The following is a 19,930-nucleotide window of genomic DNA, read 5'->3' on the forward strand; positions in this document are numbered from 1 at the left end:
TGGCAAGACGATCGCGATCTACAAGATCGCGGTGGCGACCTTTGCCGATCCTAATGGTCTGTCTGCCAGCAGCGACCAGATGTATTCGGCGACCGTCGCATCGGGAGATCCGACACTTCAAGCCTCCGGCGAGAATGGCGCGGGCACGATCTACGGCAGCGAGCTCGAATCCTCCACCACCGACACCTCGAGCCAGTTCTCCAGCATGATCTCGGCGCAGCAGGCCTACTCTGCGGCCTCGCAGGTCATCTCGACTGTCAACAAGATGTACGACACCCTGATCTCGGCGATGAGGTAGGCGATGGGCGGGGATAAGAGCCATGCCGCGGGAGAGGCGCTGCTGCTGCGACTGCGGCGACTGATTGCGCGCGCCCGCGCTGCTGGCCGCGAGCGCAAAGAACTGCTCGCCTTGCTCGACGACATCGAGACGGCGCGCCGCGGCCTGATCCGCGAATCCGAGGCAATCGAAGACGAAACGCGGCAGACGAGCGTGAGAACCACGGCGATCGGCGCCTATTTGCGCGGCGCACAGATCGGCCGCGGCCGGCGGCACAATTGAGACCACGAAAGCAACGAACATGAAACAGGCTCAAATGACCAGGACCAGCGTCGCCGAAAGTGACACGCGCATCAAATCGCTGATCGCGCTGATCGACGTCTTGACCGCGCTGGTCGCCGAAGAGAACGCCGAGCTTGCCAAAGGGCTTCCGGCCTCGCGGCTGAAACAGGTCGACGAGAAGAACCGGCTGGCGGAAATCTTCGAGAGAACCGTTGCGGAATGCGCTGCCGGCTCGACCAGCCTGCATGTCCGCGACCGGATCCTGCGCGAACAGCTCATGGAGCGGATCCTGACGCTGCGCGCGGCGATGGATGAGAATTTGGTGCGCCTGCGCGCGGCGATCGAGGCCAGCAACCGTCGTATTGAGGCGGTGATGCAGGCGATCCGCGAGCAGATCGCCGCGGTGTCGCCCTATGGCGCGTCGGGTCGGCGCGCCGCGCGCGCGGTCTCCAGCGGCACCATTCGTCAGGCCTGAGGGCAGGGAAGGGGCAGCCGCCGTGTCGCTCGATATCGCACGATTGATCGCCTTCAGCGGGCTGTCGGCCACGCAGGTGCAGATCAGCGTGACGTCGTCGAACATCTCGAACGCCGACACGACAGGCTATACCGAGAAGACCGCAAACCAGGCGAGCAGCGTCACCAATGGCGTCGGTACCGGCGTCACGGTGACGGGCATCACCTCGAACGTCAACAAGCTGTTGCTGAAGTCGCTGATCTCAGCGACCTCGGACCTTGGCTCGGCCGACACGACCAACACCTACCTTACCTCGCTCGAGAAGCTCTACGGCTCGACCAGCAGCTCAAGCTCATCGTCGACCGGAACGTCGCTTGCCAATACGATCGCGTCGCTGGAATCTGCGCTGTCGTCGCTCGCCAGCACGCCGAGCAGCGCTTCGCTGCAATCCAATGTCATCAGTGCACTCGACGACGTCGCGAGCCAGCTGCGGGAGACGTCGAGCAGCATCCAGAAGCTACGCTCCAATTCCGACCAGGATATCTCTTCCTCGATCGACGACGTGAACTCGGACTTGCAGCAGATCGCGGACCTCAATGCCGAGATCAAGCAGACCGCGGCAGCGGGCCAGTCGACGGCGGATCTGGAGGACCAGCGCAACACCGCGTTGCAGGACGTCGCCTCCAAGATGAATGTCAGCTACTACACGGCCTCGAACGGCGATCTCCAGATCTACACCACGACCGGCCAGGCGCTGGTCGACAGTACCGCGCACACGATCAGCTATACGGCGGCGGCCAACGTCTCCTCGTCGACGGTCTACAGTGCCGGCTCATCGTCCAGCGGCTTCAGCGCCATTACGGTGAATGGGGAAGACATCACTTCGCAGATCACCGGTGGCGACATCGGAGCCCTGATCACGCTGCGCGACAAGACCCTGCCGGCCGCGCAGTCCCAGCTCGACCAGCTCGCCCAGCAACTCGCCTCGGCGATGAACAGCGTGTCGAACAGCGCGTCATCGGTGCCGCCGCCGACCACCCTGACGGGGACAACCAGCGTCACCAGCTCCACGCTGCTCTCGGCCACAGGCACGGTGCGCCTTGCCGTCATCGATCAGAGCGGCACGCTCAAATCCTACAAGGATCTCGATCTCTCCTCCTATTCCACGGTCGGGGACCTCGTCTCCGCCATCAACGGCATCTCCGGGCTTTCGGCTTCGATCGATTCGAACGGACACCTGACCATCACGTCGACCGATTCCAGCTACGGCGTCGCGATCAACGAGATGACGAGCTCGGTGGGAAGCTCGAGCGAGGGATTTTCTCAGTATTTCGGTCTCAACGATCTGGTGACGGGCACCAGCGCGTCGGATATCGCGGTCAACAGCAGCATCCTTTCCGGCACCGACGAGCTGCAGCTGGCGACGCTGGACTCTTCTTCGAGCCTGACCGTCGGCAGCCAGGTGCTGACGTCGGGCTCGGCGACCGTGGTCAACAACTTCTACGACGCGCTGACGGACTCGCGGACATTCGCGTCGTCCGGCGGGCTGGCCGCTGCCACCGGCTCGTTCGCCGATTATGCCGCGGCGATCGTTTCCGATGTCGCGAGCAAGTCCTCCCAGGCCTCCACCAACTACACCGCAAAGGAGACCGCGCAGTCGACCTATGCGAGCTCGCTGTCGTCGCAATCGGGCGTCAATCTTGACGAAGAATCGGCGCGGCTTAGCACGCTCCAGAACAAGTACACGGCGGCCTCCGCCCTGATCCAGGCCATCAACACAATGTACTCGGCGCTATTGACCGCCGTGCAATCGGGCTAAGCGAGGAGCGGGCCATGGTGGCGATGCGGGTTGCCACGTTCGCGCAGTCGAACACGATGATCGCGGACGCGATGCGCGTGCAGGCCGTCATGGCCAACGAGCAGATCCAGGAATCGTCGGGTGTCATCTCGAGCGATTTCGGCGGCTATGGCTCGACCACGCAGCACGTGGTCAACCTCCAGGTTTCGGTGACGCGCGCGCAATCCTATATCGATGCCGCGTCGCTCGCCGACAGCAAGGTGCAGGTGATGTATTCCGCGGTCGGCTCGGTGACCGATATCATTACCCAGCTCCGCTCCCAGCTCAGCGCCGCCTCGACCGGCAGTTCGACGGAGAGCAGCTCGGTGATCTCCTCTGCGCAACAGATGTTGGAGGAGATGGGGTCACTGCTCAACACGCAATATGACGGCCAGTACGTCTTCGCGGGGGGCAAGACGGAGACGGCGCCAGTCGATCTCACGAGCTTCGCCACAGGTACGGGATCTACCACGACGGCGGACACCAGCTATTATAGCGGCGACAGCGAGATCGCCTCGGTCCGCGTTGCGACCGACCAGAGCGTGTCCTACGGTGTAACGGCGGACAATTCGGCCTTCGAAGAGGTGATGCGCGTCCTGAAGTATGTCGCCAACAGCTCCTCGCTGTCCTCTTCCGACATCACCAGCGCGCTGGATCTGGCGAGCACCGCACTGGACGACACTGCTGCCGTCCAGGCGAAGCTGTCGAGCGCGGCCTCGCAGATCGAGACGGCGAGCACGCGCCAGAGCGATTACAAGAGCTATGCCGAGACGCTGGGAAGCGATCTCACCAGCGTCGACGTGGCCGCCGTCACCGCGCAATTGTCGACCTATCAGTCCCAGCTTACCGCGTCCTATTCGGCGCTCGCAAAGATCCTGGGCATGAATCTTGCGAGCTACCTGAAATAGGCACCGCTATTCGGCGGCAATCTTCTCCATGGCCATGGCGCGCAGCCTGGCGCGCTGGATCTTGACGCCATTGGCGCTGTCGGTGACGGGGAAAGCGTCGACGAAGTAGATGCGCGCGGGGACCTTGTAGCCGGCCAGCCGCTCGCGCAGGCGCGCGACCAGTGCAGCCTCAGGCGGTGGCTCTTTTGCCGGGATCACGAAGGCGGCGCAGCGGGCCTGTCCGTTTATATCGACGGCGACGACCTGCGCATCGGCAATGCCGGCGCACGACTTCAACTCGTCCTCGATCTCGCCGGGCGCGACCAGGAAGCCGCCGAGCCGCATGGCATCGCCCGCCCGCGTCTCGTAGACGAAGGAGCCGTCGCCACGCAGCCGGCCGATATCACCGGTGCGGAAGAAGCCGTCGGCGGTAGTTGCCTCGTGTGTCGCTTGCGGATTGTTGAAATAACCGAGGAAGCGCGAGGGAGCGCTGATCTCGATCTCGCCGGAGACACCAGGTCCCACCAGCTCGCCGCCGTCCGTATTGCGGATACGCACGCGAGCATCCGGCGACATCGGCCAGCCGCCGCCCTCGATGCGAGCGGCGAAGGCGGCATCGTGCCGGCCGATCGAGAACAGGGCCTGCACCTCGCTCGAGCCGTACAGGCCGAACAGCGGCAAGCCCCGCGCCTCGGCTTCCGCCGCAAACTCGCGCCAGCCGGGCTGGAACGCGGCGAAACCGAACACTTCCGCATGTGGGAACGGCCGTGGCGCATCGGTCAGCGCCAGGATGCGGCGAAACATCTCGTCCGAGCCGAAGGAATGCGTGATCGCGTGCTCACCCAAGATTTTGAGCGCCGGCGCAGCGTCGAACGCATCGAGCACGTGGATGGTGACGCCGGCCGTGAGGAAGGCAAGCAGGGCCGTCATCCCGAACGTGCCGCAGAACGGAAGCATTGCGAGCAGCGAATGGCGTTGCGGCGACAGCGCCAGCGCCTTGGCGATAGCAGCTGCATGCATGGCCAGCGTCGCTTGCGAATGCGCCACCAGCTTCGGCCCCTTGGTCGTGCCCGAGGTGGTGTAGAGCAGTGCTGGCAGGTCGACGTCGCCGCGTGATGGCGCCGCCGGATAGAGGCTCTCGAAAGCGTCGAAGCGTATGCAGGGCCATTGGGCCGGGATCGTATCCGCGCCGACCACGGCGAGCTTTTCAAGCGCCGGCACATCGCTTGCGGCGATATCGGCGAGAATGGCGGCAAAGTCGATCGAGCGAAACGCTGCTTCCATCACCAGAAGCTTCGCACCGGAGAGGTGGAGGAGGTGGGCGACTTCCGCGCTGCGGTAGCGTGTGTTGACCGCGGCGATGATTGCGCCAAGTCGGGCGGCAGCGAACAGCAACGCGATCCATTCGATGCGATTGACCAGCCAGACTGCGACTACATCCCCTTTGCCGATGCCTTGCGCAGCGAGCCACGCCGCGGTCTGGTCGATCCTGCCCGACAATTCGGCGCGCGGGACGGGCGTGCCGTCAAACACCAGCGCGGGATCGGAGAAGATCTCGATCCCGATCAGCGATTGCAGCGAGCGATCGTTGGAGCGCATGGCTTCCCGCAGTAACCCGATCGTGCAAAGCTGTCTACTTGGTGCCGAACATCCGGTCGCCGGCATCGCCCAGGCCCGGCACGATATAGCCATGATCGTTGAGCCGCTCGTCGACCGAGGCGGTCCAGATAGGTACGTCCGGATGTTCCGACTGGAACTGCGCGATGCCTTCCGGGGCAGCCAGCAGGCAGACGAAGCGGATGTCGCGAGCGCCGCGCGCTTTCAGCAGGGACGCGCCGGCGCGGGCGGAGTTGCCGGTCGCCAGCATCGGGTCCATCAGGATGACGGTGCGGTCGGACAGGTCCTGCGGCGCCTTGAAGTAGTATTCCACGGCCTGCAAGGTAGCGGGATCGCGATAGAGCCCGATATGGGCGATGCGGGCGGATGGCATCAGCGCCAGCATGCCGTCGAGGAAGCCGACGCCGGCGCGCAGGATCGGCGCCAGCGTGAGCTTCTTGCCGGCGATTTTTGGTGCCTGCATCGCCGAAATCGGCGTCTCGATTTCCACGAGCTCCAGCGGCAGGTCGCGCGTCACCTCGTAGCACAGGAGCATCCCGATCTCGTTCAGGATCTCGCGAAAGCTCTTGGTCGAGCGGTCCTTCTCCCGCATCAGCGAGAGCTTGTGCTGGACCAGGGGATGATCGACGACGTGGACGTTGCAGCTACCCATGGTAACCGCTCTACACGGTTCCCCGGGCTCGCGCCAGATCGGCGGCAGCGTTTTCCCTGCGCTCGAGCTGCCTAACCGGAGGGCATTGCGATCTCCGTCCTGACCCTGTTGCCGCCCTCAAAGGCCGCCATCGGCCTCCGGTCTAGACGCCCAATCCACGCGCGATCAGCGTGATCACGAGCGTCAGGATGCCGCCCCAGATCAGGCTCAGCGTCATGGTCAAGATGGTGACCGTGACCGCGTGCTCGAGATTTGCCTTGGCGGGCCGCATCTCAATCGTCCGATGCGAGGGCAGGCAGCGCGCCAACGCGCGTGCCGAGAAAGAGAGCTCCCATCAGCGCAACCATGACGATGATCTTGAGTTCGATCATTTCACGCGTTCTCCGCTATCATGCGGCAAGTCGCGCCAGACGGCGCCTGGCTTGACTAGTCCACCGCGCCAGTTGGGCGGCGAAAGGATTGCCGTCGTTCTCGACATCAAGCTCGAACGTTTCGGATGGAAACACCAGCGCGCATTGCGCCGGTTTGCTCTGCCGATGTGCAAACTCCACCGCCGAGCTCTTGAACAGGAAGATCCCGCCAACGCGTCCGCTGGCCTCGCGGGCGACCCAGAGGCCGGCCGTGTTGCGGCCGATGAAGAAGGCGGGGATGGAGGCGCTGATGATCTCAGGATCGAGCGGCTGGAGCGCTGTCGTCGGCTCGGATGCCCGTTGCGCCTGCGGAGGCCGAGGCGGGAGATGCGCAGCTTGAAGGGCGATCGTGGCCATGGCGGCCTCCTCAGACATCTCTAAGGTCATGATCGTCTACCATGCCGGTCAAGCGTGGAAGCGCCAGACATAGATTGCGGTCTTCAGTGCGATGAGCGCGGCGAGCACGCCACCCGCCGAGAGTACGCCGAGCACGCGCAAAGCGAGGCGCTTGAGCTGGGCTTTCCGCGCTTTCGAGATCCGCGCCGGGCGCTCCGCCCAGTCAAAGGGCCTTTCAAAGCCATGTATCAGCATCGACATTTGAGGATTCCTTGTCCGTGCGGGGTGAGATCGCCGCTCCGATCTGCCTCGTATGATGTCCATCGCGGCGTAGGATTGCGAGACGAACACCGAGGCCGCCGCATAAGAATGTCATAAAGGTGCCGTTCGTTGCGCCGGCAGCCCTCTGAACAGGTCGCGGTTCCGCTTTGGTCGCGCCGCGGGCGGGCCAGCATCCGAACGCGTTGTTCCGACGGCCGCAGCGAAGGCGAGGCGCAGGCGCGGTTCATCGATCTGGTTGAAAAAGCGTTTCAAGATGGCGTCCGCGTTCTGCTGCTGCCCACTGATCGCCGCGCAAAGCTGGGAGCTTGTTCGGCGGAAGAAATGCGGGGAGTCTTCGGAATCTCGACGCCCGAGCCGGTCGAGTTCCGCAGCGAGACCCGCAACGTTGAACCGGTCTGCGTCGTCAAGTGTGATTGCAAAGCGCAGGATCGCCAACTGCCAAGCGCGCAGCAGTTTGCCGTGACCCTCTGCGGGTTTCAGCGAGTTCATGACTGCTTGGCCGAACTTTGTCGGACGGCATCACCCTCGCCAACATCGATCAACTCCTCGTCGTTGATCGCGACGAAAGCACGGGCGACCTCGGCTTTGGCCGCGTCATCCAACCCTGCGATCGGCAAGCGAGTGCTGGGCAGCATCAGGCCAAGCACGCCCAACGCGTATTTGAGAGCCGCTGGACTTTCTTTGGAAAGACAAGCTTCGAGCGGCGCGAGCCGCTTCTGCAAGTACCGTGCGGACTGCATCCGGCCCTGCCGGCAGTTGGAGAAGATGGTCCGACACCGATCCGGCGCGACGTTCGAAATCAGTGAGATCGCGCCGTCGCCGCCGCTCGCGATGAAGCCGAAGGCAGTTGCGTCGTCGCCGGACAACAGGCGGAAGCCGGCAGGCAAGTGCCCGCTGAGGCGCATTGGCCGGCAGATGTCGCCGCTGCCATCGCGCAGGCCGACGAACTGCCTGTTCTCGGCGAGACGCGCGAGCGTGTCGTCGGCGAGAGGGCGCAAGGTGCGCGAGGGAACATCGTGCAGGATGATGGGCAGGCCGGTCGCGTTCGCGATCGCCCGAAAATGTGCGAGCATGCCCTCCTGCATCGGCTTGTTGTAGTAGGGCACGACCGATAGCACGGCGTCTGCTCCGGCGGCCTCGGCGCGCCGGGCGAGCTCGATGGCATGACTGGTCGCGTTAGCAACGGCGCCGGCGATGATCCTGCATCGGCCGCGCGCGACATCGATCGCGGCGCGGATGATGAGCTCCTGCTCGGCAGCCGACAGCGTTGGGGCTTCACCGGCCGTCTCGCAAACCAGGAGCGCCGGAGCGCCGGCTGCGATCTGGCGCTCGCAAAGCGAGGCGAAGGCCTTGAGATCGACAAGACCTGCCGCGTTGAACGGGGTCGGCAGATCAGGGATGTAGCCGGTGAGCCAGGCGGAGGGAGGGACGAGCATGGTCAAGGGACCTCACGCCGCGCGGTCCATCTGCGCAAGGCCTTGCCGGCGCGCAGACAGAACCAGCCCTTGATGGCACCTCACGCCCGCTTCGATCCGGAAACCGAGCTGTTCGAGTTTTTTGCGGATCTTGATCGCGAAACCACTTTCGCTCGCCTTGATGAGAACCGCAACTGTCGCCGCGGTACCCAGGGAAGGAGCGACTTGCGCCATGGCGATCTCAAATTCGTCCATCGATTCCTGGACGGTGATGAGGCCGACGGCGCATGTCGCCTTGCGCAGGCGAAACGTCGAGGGGAATCCAATCCGGACAAGGCCGCGCCGCCGCAAGGCGAGATACAGGCTGGTGCTGCCCTGGCCCGCAACGATCGCCCGATTGAGGTTGGAGAGGTGCGTGAGCGAAATCATGGTATCGACGACCTGATCTTGCTCGGAGATGAACGAGTGAAGCTGGAGCATCCGGATACTCCTTGGGAAGATATGGTTCTGTCAGGCCGCGCGCCGATCGGCGGCCGCTTGCGGCGTGCGGCTCATGTCGAGCTCGATCTCGCGGGGCAGTTCGACGATGGTTTCGAGATGATGTCCGTTCTCGAACAGCGCGTATTTGATGGCTTGCGCGCGGCTGACGAAGAGCCCGCCATAGAGGCCGTTCTGTTCCTGGGCGACCCACTGTCCCCTGCGATTCCGGCCGATGAAGACAACAGTTGAAGGCGAGCTGCACGACGGAGGTTCGACGAGTTTCATCTTCGGAGTCCTTGTGATCGACGCAATCCGTGTCCGCTGACTGCGGCAATCCGCTCCCGACGAATGTTGGGAGAATTCGTTGCGGGCACGCTTTGCGTAATTTGCCTGCCTAATATCCTGGCTTGCGAATATGATTTCGAGGGCGGTCGAGGGGCGATCTCATAAGAACGTCATAAAGTGAGAACCCTGATGTTCAGGCGCTCAGGTTGCCGACGACATGGACCAGCGCAAACAGCGCGCCGAAAGCTGCGCCCTCGTCCCAATGGTTGAGCTCGCCTCCGAACGGCCGTTCTCGCCTGACAAGGCCGACGACGGTGCAAAGAATGATGGCCATCCAGAGCAGCGCGGCGAGCGCGGTTTCGAAGCGGACGCTGCTGAATGAGGCAAAGCCCAAGAGAAGCAGAATCCGCGCGGCGAATCGCGCAAGCACCCTTGCTGAGCTGAGCGTGAATGGCCTATCGGAAGGTCGCGCCAAGGTACGAAACGACTTGATTCAGAGCTAGCTGAAATTATCGCAGGTCGCCGGCTCGTACAGCGGGTCCAGCGCGGCGCGGACGGACGGAACGCTCGGCCGCGTCGCTTCCGCGCTCAGCATCTGCGCCTCGATGAAGGCCGAGAGCAGCGCGAGCGCGAGATCCGCATGCTGCGTCTCGATCGAGCTGTCCAACCAGTCCGGCAACTCGCGCTCGCGCGAGAGCGCGCAATACCATTCGCCCTGGTCATAGACTATGCGGCGAACCTGCCAGAGCGGCAATTCGAGCTCCAGGAGCGCCAAGGCCGCGTCGGCCCAGGCCTCGGCATCGATCAACCGCGTCAGGCGTCCTGCCTTTTCACTGCGTCCAAGCCAGGGCATCCGTCGACAGGCCTTGTCGAGGATGTCCTGCATCAGCGGCCGGGTGACGACATGCGCGATGCGCAGTCGCTCGGTGAGCGCAATGGGATCGAAATGCTGGTTGAGCACGGGCATGGGGATATTCTCGGCAAGCCGGCCGCGTAGGTCGGCACCTATAGAATGGGCCGAGAAGGCATTTGAAAACGAGGGGGCCTCAGAGCCGGAAATATAAGGATTTCATAAGCGTGGGAGGCGGCGATTGTAGAATTTCGGAGCCGCGTCGCAGCCCGTCAGAGCGGATCGTCGATAAGGCGGGCGGCCCTGCCTTTATGAGATTCCTATAACTTCGCCATAGCCCTCATCTCGAAAACCTATGGCCCCAGTGGCACCTCACCGCCGTGAGAATTCCGGCTGGGCGGTGCGGATACGGCTCGCCTTTGATCTGCCGCAAGATGCCCGCCCGAACCCAACGAAATGGTTGCGCCGGTTTGGCCGCAATAAGGAGTACCACGATGATGGACATTCTGGTGGTGGCGCTGGCCTTCGGCTGGTTCGCGCTTGCGATCGGCTACACCTATGCCTGCGAACGGCTGTGACGGGAGAGCGGTCATGATCTTCGACTATACGCTCGCAGGGCTCGTCTCCGTCGGCTTGCTGTTTTATTTGACTTACGCGTTGCTCAGGCCCGAGCGCTTCTGAGGGTGCTCCCGCTCCTGAAACTGTTGCTGGCGGACGTCGTTCTCGTCGTCCTTCTGCTTGCTTTGCTTCTCGCGCTGCTGCGCTCGAGACCAATTCTCAAAGACTGATGCCAAGGACATAAACCATGACCGTGATCGGTTGGCTCCAGATCATTCTCTTTTGTGCCATCATCGTCGCGCTCGCCAAGCCGCTCGGTTGGTACATGACGCGCGTCTTCAATGGCGAGCGCACCTTCCTGTCGCCGGTGCTGCGCCCGGTCGAGACCGGGATCTACTGGATTTCCGGCGTCGACGAAAGGCGCGAGCAACATTGGCTGACCTACACAGTTGCCATGCTGCTGTTCCACGTGGGCGGCTTCCTCATCATCTACGGCGTGATGCGGCTCCAGGCCCTGCTGCCGTTCAATCCGGCAGGTCAGCCTGCGGTGGCCGAGGATCTCTCCTTCAACACTGCGATCTCCTTCATCACCAATACCAACTGGCAGAACTACGGCGGCGAGAGCACGGTCTCGTATCTCGTGCAGATGCTGGGCCTGACGCACCAGAATTTCCTGTCGGCGGCGACCGGCATCGCGCTAGCGGTGGCGCTGATCCGCGGCTTCTCGCGCGCATCGATGCGGACGATCGGCAATTTTTGGGTCGATGTCACCCGCTGCACGCTCTATGTGCTGCTGCCGATCTGCATCGTCTACGCGCTGTTCCTGGTCTCCCAGGGCATGCCTCAGACGCTCGGGGCCTATGTCGAGGCGACCACGCTGGAAGGTGCCAAGCAGACCATCGCGGTCGGCCCGGTCGCCTCGCAGGTCGCGATCAAGATGCTCGGTACCAATGGCGGCGGCTTCTTCAACGCCAATGCGGCGCATCCCTTCGAGAATCCGACGGCGCTGTCGAATCTCGTGCAGATGATCTCGATCTTTGCGCTGGGTGCTGCACTCACCAACGTGTTCGGCCGTATGGTCGGCAATCAGCGCCAGGGCTGGGCGATCCTCGCCGTGATGGGCGTGCTCTTCCTCGCCGGCGTCGCCGTCACCTATTGGGCGGAAGCGAGCGGTACCTCCACGCTTCAGGCGCTCGGGCTGACCGGCGGCAACATGGAGGGCAAGGAAGTCCGCTTCGGCATCGTTGCCTCCTCGCTGTTCGCGGTGATCACCACCGCCGCCTCCTGCGGCGCTGTCAACGCCATGCATGACAGCTTCACCGCGCTCGGCGGCATGATTCCGCTGATCAACATGCAGCTTGGTGAGATCATCGTCGGCGGCGTCGGTGCCGGCCTTTACGGCATGCTGCTGTTCGTCGTGATCGCGATCTTCGTCGCAGGCCTGATGGTTGGCCGCACGCCGGAATATGTCGGCAAGAAGATCGAGGCGCGCGAGGTCAAGATGGCGATGCTCGCGATCCTGGTGCTGCCGCTGATGTATCTCGGCTGGACCGCGGTCGCGGTAGTGTTCCCGCCAGCGGTGGCTTCAATGGCGAACGCCGGGCCGCATGGCTTCACCGAGGTGCTCTACGCCTTTACGTCAGCCACCGGCAACAACGGCTCCGCCTTCGCGGGCCTGACCGGAAACACCTTCTTCTACAACCTGACGCTCGCCAGTGCGATGTTCGTTGGCCGGTTCTTCATGATCATCCCGGCAATGGCGATCGCCGGCTCGCTGGCGGAGAAGAAGACTCATCCGCCGTCAGCTGGCACGTTCCCGACCACGGGCGGATTGTTCGTCGGCCTGGTCGTCGGCGTCATCCTGATCATCGGCGGCCTGACATTCTTCCCCGCGCTCGCGCTAGGCCCGATCGTCGAGCACCTCGCGATGAACGCTGGCAACCTCTTCTGACAGAATTATCTGGAGTGACCTCCATGGAAACCATGAAACTGCAAAAGCGCGCTTCCGTCTCGGCGATGCTTGATCCGAAGATCGTCGTGCCGGCGATCCGCGCGTCCTTCACCAAGCTTGATCCGCGGGCCATGATCAAGAACCCCGTCATGTTCGTGGTCGAGATCGTGGCCGCGCTGACCACCGTGATCTTCCTGCGCGACCTCGTCACCGGCGGCGCAAACCTCGCCTTCACCTTCCAGATCATTCTCTGGCTGTGGTTCACGGTGCTGTTCGCCAATTTTGCTGAGGCGGTGGCGGAAGGCCGCGGCAAGGCGCAGGCCGATTCGCTGCGGAAGACCCGCACGGAAAGCCAGGCCAAGCTCCTGACCGGCTCCGACCGGACCTTCAAGCTGGTGCCAGGCACCAGCCTCAAGGTCGGCGATGTCGTGCTGGTCGAGGCCGGCGATACGATTCCCTCCGATGGTGAAGTGATCGAAGGCGTCGCCTCCGTCAACGAAGCCGCGATCACCGGCGAGTCCGCACCCGTGATCCGCGAGTCCGGCGGCGACCGCTCGGCGGTGACCGGCGGCACGCAGGTGCTCTCCGACTGGGTCCGCGTCCGCATCACCGCGGCGCAGGGCTCGACCTTCATCGACCGCATGATCAAGCTGGTCGAGGGCGCCGAGCGGCAGAAGACGCCGAATGAGATCGCACTCAACATCCTGCTCGCAGGCCTCACCATCATCTTCGTGTTCGCCACCGTCACCATTCCGAGCTACGCGGCCTATGCCGGTGGCTCGATCTCGGTGATCGTGCTGGTCGCGCTGTTCGTGACGCTGATCCCGACCACGATCGGCGCGCTGTTGTCGGCGATCGGCATCGCCGGCATGGACCGCCTGGTGCGCTTCAACGTGCTGGCCATGTCCGGCCGCGCCGTCGAGGCCGCCGGCGACGTCGACACGCTCCTGCTCGACAAGACCGGAACCATCACGCTCGGCAACCGCCAGGCGACCGCGTTCCGTCCCGTGCGCGGGGTAACCGAGCAGGAGCTCGCCGATGCCGCACAGCTCGCTTCGCTCGCCGACGAGACGCCCGAAGGCCGCTCCATCGTCGTGCTGGCGAAGGAGAAATACGGCATCCGGGGCCGCGATATGGCTGAGTTAGGGGCCACCTTCATCCCCTTCACGGCGCAGACCCGCATGAGCGGCGTCGATGCCGGTGGCGTATCGGTGCGAAAAGGTGCAGTCGACGCCATGCTCAACTATATCGGCGGCGGTGCGCCGCTGGTCGCTTCGGGTAACACGGCACGCGTGATGCAACCGGCTGCGCTCTCGGAGGTCGGACGCGAGATCCAGGCGATCGCGGATGAGGTGTCGAAATCGGGCGGTACGCCGCTGGCGGTGGCCAAGGACGGTCGCCTGCTCGGCATCGTCCAGCTCAAGGACATCGTCAAGGGCGGCATTCGCGAGCGCTTTGCGGAGCTGCGTCGCATGGGCATCCGCACCATCATGATCACCGGCGACAATCCGATGACGGCGGCCGCGATTGCTGCCGAGGCCGGCGTCGACGATTTCCTGGCGCAGGCAACCCCTGAGGACAAGCTCAAGCTGATCCGCGACGAGCAGGCCAAGGGCAAGCTGGTCGCCATGTGCGGCGACGGCACCAATGACGCGCCGGCGCTCGCGCAGGCCGATGTCGGCGTCGCCATGAATACGGGCACGCAAGCCGCGCGCGAGGCCGGCAACATGGTCGACCTCGATTCCAACCCGACCAAGCTCATCGAGGTGGTCGAGATCGGCAAGCAACTGTTGATGACGCGAGGCGCGCTGACGACGTTCTCGATTGCCAACGACGTCGCGAAATATTTTGCGATCATCCCGGCGATGTTTCTGGCGTTCTACCCGCAGCTCAACGTGCTCAACGTCATGAACCTGACGAGCCCGCAGAGCGCCATCCTGTCGGCGATCATCTTCAACGCGCTGGTCATCATTGCGCTGATACCGCTGGCGCTGAGGGGCGTCGCGTACCGCGCCGTCGGCGCCGGTGCGCTCCTGCGCCGCAACCTGATGGTCTACGGCTTGGGAGGCATCATCATTCCCTTCATCGGTATCAAGGCGATCGATCTCGTGGTCACCGCCTTGCACCTTGCTTGAGCGTCATCGCGAGCGAAGCGAAGCAATCCAGAAATGCCGCCGCGGCTGATAGCGTGGATTGCTTCGTCGCTTCGCTCCTCGGAGAATTAGGAGACGTAACATGCTCAGAGAAATCCGCCCCGCCATCGTCCTGCTGGTCGCGCTGACCCTCATCACGGGACTGGCCTATCCACTCGCGATGACCGGCATTGCCGGCTTGCTCTTTCCGACCCAGGCACAGGGCAGCCTGGTCGAGAAGGACGGCAAGGTCGTCGGCTCTGCCTTGATCGGGCAGGAGTTCAAGGACGATAGATATTTCCACGGCCGCCCGTCGGCGACGGTCGCGCCGGATCCGAATGACTCGACCAAGACCGTGTCCGCGCCCTACAACGCCGCCAACTCGGGCGGCTCCAACCTCGGCCCGACCAGCAAGGCGCTGGCCGATCGGTTGAAGGAAGACGTGGACAAGCTGAAGGCGGAGAACCCGAACCAGCCCGTTCCGCTCGACCTGGTCACGACATCGGGCAGCGGTCTCGACCCGCACATCTCGCCCGAAGCCGCCCAATTCCAGGTCCCACGGGTGGCTAGGGCGCGGAATATGTCGGAAGAGCAGCTCAGGCAGATGGTGGCCGGCAATACCGAGGGCCGCCTGCTCGGCCTGCTCGGCGAGCCCCGGGTCAACGTGCTGGCGCTGAACCTGGCGCTCGATCGCGCCGGCAAGTAGCGGCCTAGGCTCCCCGTGGCCGGATGATTATAATGCGCTGATGGTCCGAGAGCGCCGCGATCCCGAACAACGTCCTTCGCCCGAGGCGCTGCTGGAAGCGGCGCGCCGGGAGGAGAGCGCGAGCGGCAAGCTCAAGATCTTCGTCGGCGCCGCCCCCGGCGTCGGCAAGACCTATGAGATGCTGCAAAGCGCGCACGCCAAGCGCAAGGCGGGCATCGACGTCGTCGTCGGTTTCGTCGAGACCCATGGCCGCGCGGAGACCGAATCGCTGCTTCGCGGGCTCGAAGTCATCCCGCGCAAGAAATTCGACTATCGCGGGCAGGTTTTGGAGGAGATGGACCTCGACGCGGTGATCGCGCGTCGGCCGCAAATCGCCCTCGTCGACGAACTTGCCCACACCAACGTGCATGGGAGCCGACATCCCAAGCGCTATCTCGACGTCGAAGAGCTGCTCTCGAACGGCATCGACGTCTACACTGCCGTCAACATCCAGCACATCGAAAGTCTCAACGACGTCGTCGCGCAGATTACGCATGTCCGGGTGCGCGAGACCGTGCCGGATTCGGTGTTCGACCGCGCAGACGCGATCGAGCTGATCGACCTCACGCCCGACGACCTGATCCAGCGGCTGAAGGAGGGCAAGGTCTATGTGCCCAAGCAGGCCGAGCGGGCGCTGGAGCACTACTTTTCACCGGGCAATCTCACGGCGCTGCGTGAGTTGGCGCTGCGGCGGACCGCCGAGCGCGTCGACGAGCAGCTCCTCACCCACATGCAGGCCAATGCCATCGCCGGTCCCTGGGCCGCGGGTGAGCGCATCCTGGTCTGCGTCAGCGAGGATCCGCGTGCAGCGGGCCTCGTGCGCTACACCAAGCGGCTGGCCGACCGCCTGCACGCGCCATTCACGGCGATCTCGATCGAAACGCGGCGATCGCTCCAGCTCTCTGACGCGGAGCGCGACCGGCTCGCCGATACGCTGCGGCTTGCCGAATCGCTCGGCGGCGAGGCGCTGACCATCCCCGGCGTCGGCCGTCGCATCGCCGACGACGTCGTCAACTTCGCGCAAGGCAACAACGTCACGCAGATCGTGATCGGCAAGTCGACGCGATCGCGCTGGTTCGAGATCACGCGCGGCTCTGTCGTGCACGACCTCGTGCGCCGCTCCGGTAACATCACCGTGCATGTCATTTCCGGCGACGAATTGCCCGGCGAGGCGGCGCCGAAGATGGCGGTGCAGACGGCGGCCCGAACGGAGTCCTTCGATCCGCGCCCCTATCTCAAGGCACTCGGGATCGCTCTGCTTGGACTTGGCGCGGCCAAGCTGATCCAGCCCTACTTCGGTATCGAGAACGTCGATCTCGTGCTGCTGACGGCGGTGGTGGCGGTTGCCGTGCGCTATGGGCTCTGGCCGTCGCTGCTCGCGACGGTCGCGGCGTCGCTTGCCTACAATTTCTTTTTCCTGCCGCCGATCTATACCTTCACGATCACCGATCCGACCAATGTTGCGGCGTTTGTTCTGTTCATGGTGGTTGCGATGCTGGTGTCCAATGTCGCGGCTCGCGTGCGCACCCAGGCCGATACCGCGATCGGCCGGATCAGGATGACCGAGCAACTCCATGCTTTCAGCCGCAAGCTGGCGGGCACCGCGACCCTCGATGATGTCTTGTGGGCGACGTCTTACCAGATCGCGCTGATGCTGAAGGTTCGCGTCGTGCTGCTGCTGCCGGAAGAGGGGCTGTTGACGGTAAAGTCGGGCTATCCACCGGAGGATGAGCTCGACCAGGCCGACCTTGCTGCCGCCAACTGGGCCTGGAGCAACGACCGGTCTGCAGGCCGCGGCTCCGACACGCTGCCCGGCGCCAAGCGCCTGTTCCTGCCGATGCGCACCGGGCGCGGCCCGATCGGCGTCATCGGCATCGACAATGATCGCACCGGCCCGTTGTTGACGCCCGATCAGCGCCGCCTGCTCGATGCGCTGGTCGACCAGGGCGCGCTCGCGATCGAGCGCGTGCTGCTGGTCGAAGACATGGACCGCGTCAAGCGCACGGTCGAATCCGAGCGGCTGCGCTCGGCGCTGCTCACCTCGATCTCGCACGACCTGAAAACGCCGCTCGCCTCCGTGCTTGGCGCGGCCTCCACCATGCGCGACCTCGCGGGCGCCCTGTCCGACACCGAGAAACGCGATCTGCTTGCGACCGTGATCGACGAGTCCGAGCGGCTCAACCGCTTCATCGCCAATCTGCTCGACATGACCAAGCTCGAATCGGGCGCCATCGTTCCGAATACGTCGCTGCATGACGTCGGCGAGATCGTTGGCAGCGCGCTGAGGCGAGCGAGCAAGATCCTGACGCGTCACAAGGTCGGGCTCCGGCTCGCAGCAGATCTGCCGATGCTCGAGCTCGACGCCGTGCTGTTCGAGCAGGTGCTGTTCAACCTGCTCGACAACGCGGCAAAATATTCGCCGCCGGATACCACGATCGCAATCCATAGCCAGCGCGACAAGGACCGTGTCGTGCTGGAGGTGGCCGACGAAGGCGAGGGTATCCCGCCGGGCGAGCTCGAGAGCGTGTTCGACAAGTTCTACCGTGTGCAGAAGGGCGATCATGTCCGGCCCGGCACCGGGCTCGGGCTTGCGATCTCCCGCGGCTTCGTCGAGGCGATGCGTGGCACGATCACGGCGGCGAACCGCGGGGATCGCCGCGGTGCGGTGCTGACCATTCGCCTGCCGATCCCCGCGCAGACCAACGCATTGGACACCGCCGCATGAACGCACCATCGATCAAGGTTCTGGTCGTCGACGACGAGCCGCCGATTCGCAAGTTGCTGCGGATGGGGCTGAGCACGCAGGGCTATGACATCTTGGAAGCGTCGAACGGCAAGACCGCGCTGGAAAAACTCGCCGAGGAGCCGGCTCTGATCATCCTCGATCTCGGTCTGCCCGACATCCAGGGCCACGAGCTGCTCCGCACCATCCGCGCGCGCAACGAGAGCGTGCCGATCGTCGTGCTGTCGAGCCGCGGCGACGAGGCCGGCAAGGTGCAGGCGCTCGATCTCGGTGCCGACGACTATCTGACAAAACCGTTCGGCATGGACGAGCTCTTGGCGCGGCTGCGCGCCGCGCTGCGGCACCAGCTCCAGGTCCAGGGCGAGCGCCCGGTGTTCCGCACCGGCGATCTCTCCGTCGATCTCGTTCGCCGCATCGTCAAGGTCGGCGAACGCGACGTAAAGCTGTCGCCGAAGGAATACGATCTCTTGCGCGTGCTCGTGCAGCACGCCGGCAAGGTGCTGACGCACCGGTTTCTTCTTAAGGAGCTGTGGGACGAGCTGACCGATGCGCAATACTTGCGCGTCTACGTCCGCCAGCTCCGCCAGAAGATCGAGGCGGACCCCGAGCGGCCGCAATATGTGCTGACCGAGACGGGGATCGGGTATCGGTTGAAGGCGGGCGATTGAACCATCGCGGAAACGGCCGTCATGGCCGGGCTTGTCCCGGCCATCCACGCGTTTCCGCACGTGGGGCAGACGTGGATGCCCGGGACCAGCCCGGGCATGGATGAGTATGCATCACATCGTCGCTGCGCTCGCAATGACGGAGTACGTTAACCAGCCTTGCGATGCCTTGCCGTCGAACGATGCGTCTTGCGCGCGCTGCGATGCCGGCTCGTGCTTCGCCGCGGATGGGACCGCGCTGACGCCCGTCCCCTGCCTCGTCCTTTCAAGCTTTGCTTCAGCGCGTCCATCAGATTGATGACGTTGCTTGGTCGCTCTTCGGGTTCGGGCAGCTCGATCTTCTTGCCGCTGGCTTTTCGCTTCACCAGCGCCTTCAGCGCGTCCTCATACTCGTCCTTGAATTTGCTGGGGTCGAAATGCGCCGCCTTGGTATGCAGGATATGCCCCGCGAGCTCGATCATGTCCTTGGTGATCTTCGGGCTCTTGATGTCATCGAAGAACTGGTCCTCGTCGCGCAGTTCGTAGGGATAACGCAGCGTGGTGCCGAGCAAACCCTTGCCGAGCGGTTCGATGGTCATGACGTGTTCGCGGTTCGTCAGTACGATCCTGGCGAGCGCCACGCGCTCCTCGTCCTTCATGGCATCGCGAATCACTGCAAAGGCGTCGATCGCGGCCTTTCCGTCGGGCGCGACATAGTAGGGGTGGTTGAGGTAGCGCTTGTCGATCTCCTCGCGCGGTACGAAGCTTTCGATGTCGATCGTGTGATTGCTTTCGATCTGAACCGCTTCCAATTCCTCCGGCTCGATCTCGACATATTTGCCCTTGCGTAGCTCGTATCCGCGGCCCTTCTGATCGCTCTCGACGACCTCGCCGGTCTCGGCATCGACCATCTGCTGTTTCAGACGGTTGCCGGTCTCCCGGTTGATCATGTGAAACCGTGTTTTCGCCGCAGCGGTCGCGGCAGGATAAAGGACGACCGGGCAGGTCACCAGCGACAGCTTCAACGTTCCTTTCCAATAGGCGCGGGGAGCCATTCCAATCTCCAATGTTTTCAATGCGTTTTCGGAACTCC

The 19,930-nt window shown here is 63.8% G+C and carries 23 protein-coding genes; 11 read left to right on the forward strand and 12 right to left on the reverse strand.

Annotated features, from left to right (window positions below):
* The 5 genes from Q3C01_RS39010 to Q3C01_RS39030 all read left to right on the forward strand — a co-directional run.
* Window positions 1-298, forward strand: a 298-nt coding sequence (locus Q3C01_RS39010) for a flagellar hook-basal body complex protein (RefSeq protein ID WP_458150625.1), incomplete at its 5' end; no start/stop codon positions are given.
* A 3-nt stretch (window positions 299-301) separates the two neighbouring features.
* Window positions 302-559 (forward strand): hypothetical protein, encoded by a 258-nt coding sequence (locus Q3C01_RS39015; protein ID WP_458150626.1) that lies wholly within the window; start codon window positions 302-304, stop codon window positions 557-559.
* Window positions 560-578: 19 nt separating this feature from the next.
* On the forward strand, window positions 579-1,034 hold the full coding sequence (locus tag Q3C01_RS39020) for a flagellar protein FlgN (protein WP_458150627.1): 456 nt from the start codon (window positions 579-581) through the stop codon (window positions 1,032-1,034).
* A gap of 22 nt (window positions 1,035-1,056) precedes the next feature.
* The gene (gene flgK / locus Q3C01_RS39025) at window positions 1,057-2,832 is read left to right on the forward strand and encodes a flagellar hook-associated protein FlgK (RefSeq protein ID WP_458150629.1); all 1,776 of its coding nucleotides are present in this window, start codon (window positions 1,057-1,059) and stop codon (window positions 2,830-2,832) included.
* A 14-nt stretch (window positions 2,833-2,846) separates the two neighbouring features.
* Window positions 2,847-3,758: a flagellin gene (locus Q3C01_RS39030; protein ID WP_458150630.1), complete on the forward strand. Its 912-nt coding sequence runs from the start codon at window positions 2,847-2,849 to the stop codon at window positions 3,756-3,758.
* A 6-nt stretch (window positions 3,759-3,764) separates the two neighbouring features.
* On the opposite strand, the gene Q3C01_RS39035 is transcribed toward Q3C01_RS39030, so the two are convergent.
* The 11 genes from Q3C01_RS39035 to Q3C01_RS39085 all read right to left on the reverse strand — a co-directional run bounded on the left by Q3C01_RS39035 (window position 3,765) and on the right by Q3C01_RS39085 (window position 10,181).
* On the reverse strand, window positions 3,765-5,336 hold the full coding sequence (locus tag Q3C01_RS39035) for an AMP-binding protein (protein WP_458150631.1): 1,572 nt from the start codon (window positions 5,334-5,336) through the stop codon (window positions 3,765-3,767).
* A gap of 34 nt (window positions 5,337-5,370) precedes the next feature.
* Window positions 5,371-6,006, reverse strand: a complete 636-nt coding sequence (upp, locus tag Q3C01_RS39040) for a uracil phosphoribosyltransferase (protein ID WP_458150632.1) — start codon at window positions 6,004-6,006, stop codon at window positions 5,371-5,373.
* 142 nt (window positions 6,007-6,148) lie between these two features.
* A complete protein-coding gene (locus Q3C01_RS39045; protein ID WP_458150633.1) occupies window positions 6,149-6,277 on the reverse strand; it encodes a hypothetical protein in 129 nt (42 codons plus the stop codon).
* Window positions 6,278-6,395: 118 nt separating this feature from the next.
* Window positions 6,396-6,773 (reverse strand): hypothetical protein, encoded by a 378-nt coding sequence (locus tag Q3C01_RS39050; RefSeq protein ID WP_458150635.1) that lies wholly within the window; start codon window positions 6,771-6,773, stop codon window positions 6,396-6,398.
* A 48-nt stretch (window positions 6,774-6,821) separates the two neighbouring features.
* Entirely contained in the window at window positions 6,822-7,013 is a 192-nt protein-coding gene (locus Q3C01_RS39055; RefSeq protein ID WP_458150636.1) for a hypothetical protein, read from the reverse strand.
* A 111-nt stretch (window positions 7,014-7,124) separates the two neighbouring features.
* The gene (locus tag Q3C01_RS39060; RefSeq protein ID WP_458150637.1) at window positions 7,125-7,523 is read right to left on the reverse strand and encodes a hypothetical protein; all 399 of its coding nucleotides are present in this window, start codon (window positions 7,521-7,523) and stop codon (window positions 7,125-7,127) included.
* Window positions 7,520-8,470 (reverse strand): 4-hydroxy-tetrahydrodipicolinate synthase, encoded by a 951-nt coding sequence (gene dapA, locus Q3C01_RS39065; RefSeq protein ID WP_458150661.1) that lies wholly within the window; start codon window positions 8,468-8,470, stop codon window positions 7,520-7,522. The genes Q3C01_RS39060 and dapA overlap by 4 nt, the downstream gene beginning before the upstream one ends.
* A gap of 12 nt (window positions 8,471-8,482) precedes the next feature.
* Complete coding sequence (locus Q3C01_RS39070; RefSeq protein WP_458150638.1) at window positions 8,483-8,929, reverse strand: hypothetical protein; 447 nt, start codon at window positions 8,927-8,929, stop codon at window positions 8,483-8,485.
* A 30-nt stretch (window positions 8,930-8,959) separates the two neighbouring features.
* Window positions 8,960-9,214, reverse strand: a complete 255-nt coding sequence (locus Q3C01_RS39075; RefSeq protein WP_458150639.1) for a hypothetical protein — start codon at window positions 9,212-9,214, stop codon at window positions 8,960-8,962.
* A gap of 193 nt (window positions 9,215-9,407) precedes the next feature.
* Window positions 9,408-9,608, reverse strand: coding sequence for a hypothetical protein (locus tag Q3C01_RS39080; RefSeq protein WP_458150640.1), 201 nt, complete (start codon window positions 9,606-9,608; stop codon window positions 9,408-9,410).
* Window positions 9,609-9,713: 105 nt separating this feature from the next.
* Window positions 9,714-10,181 (reverse strand): hypothetical protein, encoded by a 468-nt coding sequence (locus Q3C01_RS39085; protein ID WP_458150641.1) that lies wholly within the window; start codon window positions 10,179-10,181, stop codon window positions 9,714-9,716.
* A 474-nt stretch (window positions 10,182-10,655) separates the two neighbouring features.
* On the opposite strand from Q3C01_RS39085, the gene Q3C01_RS39090 reads away from it, so the two are divergent.
* From Q3C01_RS39090 to Q3C01_RS39115, 6 genes are all read left to right on the forward strand, one after another.
* Entirely contained in the window at window positions 10,656-10,745 is a 90-nt protein-coding gene (locus tag Q3C01_RS39090; protein WP_458150642.1) for a K(+)-transporting ATPase subunit F, read from the forward strand.
* Between the two features lie 124 nt (window positions 10,746-10,869).
* On the forward strand, window positions 10,870-12,573 hold the full coding sequence (gene kdpA / locus Q3C01_RS39095; protein ID WP_458150643.1) for a potassium-transporting ATPase subunit KdpA: 1,704 nt from the start codon (window positions 10,870-10,872) through the stop codon (window positions 12,571-12,573).
* 23 nt (window positions 12,574-12,596) lie between these two features.
* Complete coding sequence (gene kdpB, locus Q3C01_RS39100; protein ID WP_458150645.1) at window positions 12,597-14,708, forward strand: potassium-transporting ATPase subunit KdpB; 2,112 nt, start codon at window positions 12,597-12,599, stop codon at window positions 14,706-14,708.
* Between the two features lie 100 nt (window positions 14,709-14,808).
* Entirely contained in the window at window positions 14,809-15,411 is a 603-nt protein-coding gene (locus Q3C01_RS39105; protein WP_458150646.1) for a K(+)-transporting ATPase subunit C, read from the forward strand.
* Between the two features lie 40 nt (window positions 15,412-15,451).
* Window positions 15,452-18,175 carry a DUF4118 domain-containing protein gene (locus Q3C01_RS39110; RefSeq protein WP_458150647.1) on the forward strand — a complete coding sequence of 908 codons (2,724 nt, stop codon included), beginning with the start codon at window positions 15,452-15,454 and terminating at the stop codon, window positions 18,173-18,175.
* Window positions 18,172-18,861, forward strand: a complete 690-nt coding sequence (locus Q3C01_RS39115) for a response regulator (RefSeq protein WP_458150648.1) — start codon at window positions 18,172-18,174, stop codon at window positions 18,859-18,861. The genes Q3C01_RS39110 and Q3C01_RS39115 overlap by 4 nt, the downstream gene beginning before the upstream one ends.
* Window positions 18,862-19,007: 146 nt before the next feature.
* On the opposite strand, the gene ku is transcribed toward Q3C01_RS39115, so the two are convergent.
* Window positions 19,008-19,892, reverse strand: a complete 885-nt coding sequence (ku, locus tag Q3C01_RS39120; protein ID WP_458150649.1) for a non-homologous end joining protein Ku — start codon at window positions 19,890-19,892, stop codon at window positions 19,008-19,010.
* Window positions 19,893-19,930: the final 38 nt, after the last annotated feature.

The organism is Bradyrhizobium sp. UFLA05-109, from assembly GCF_054185165.1.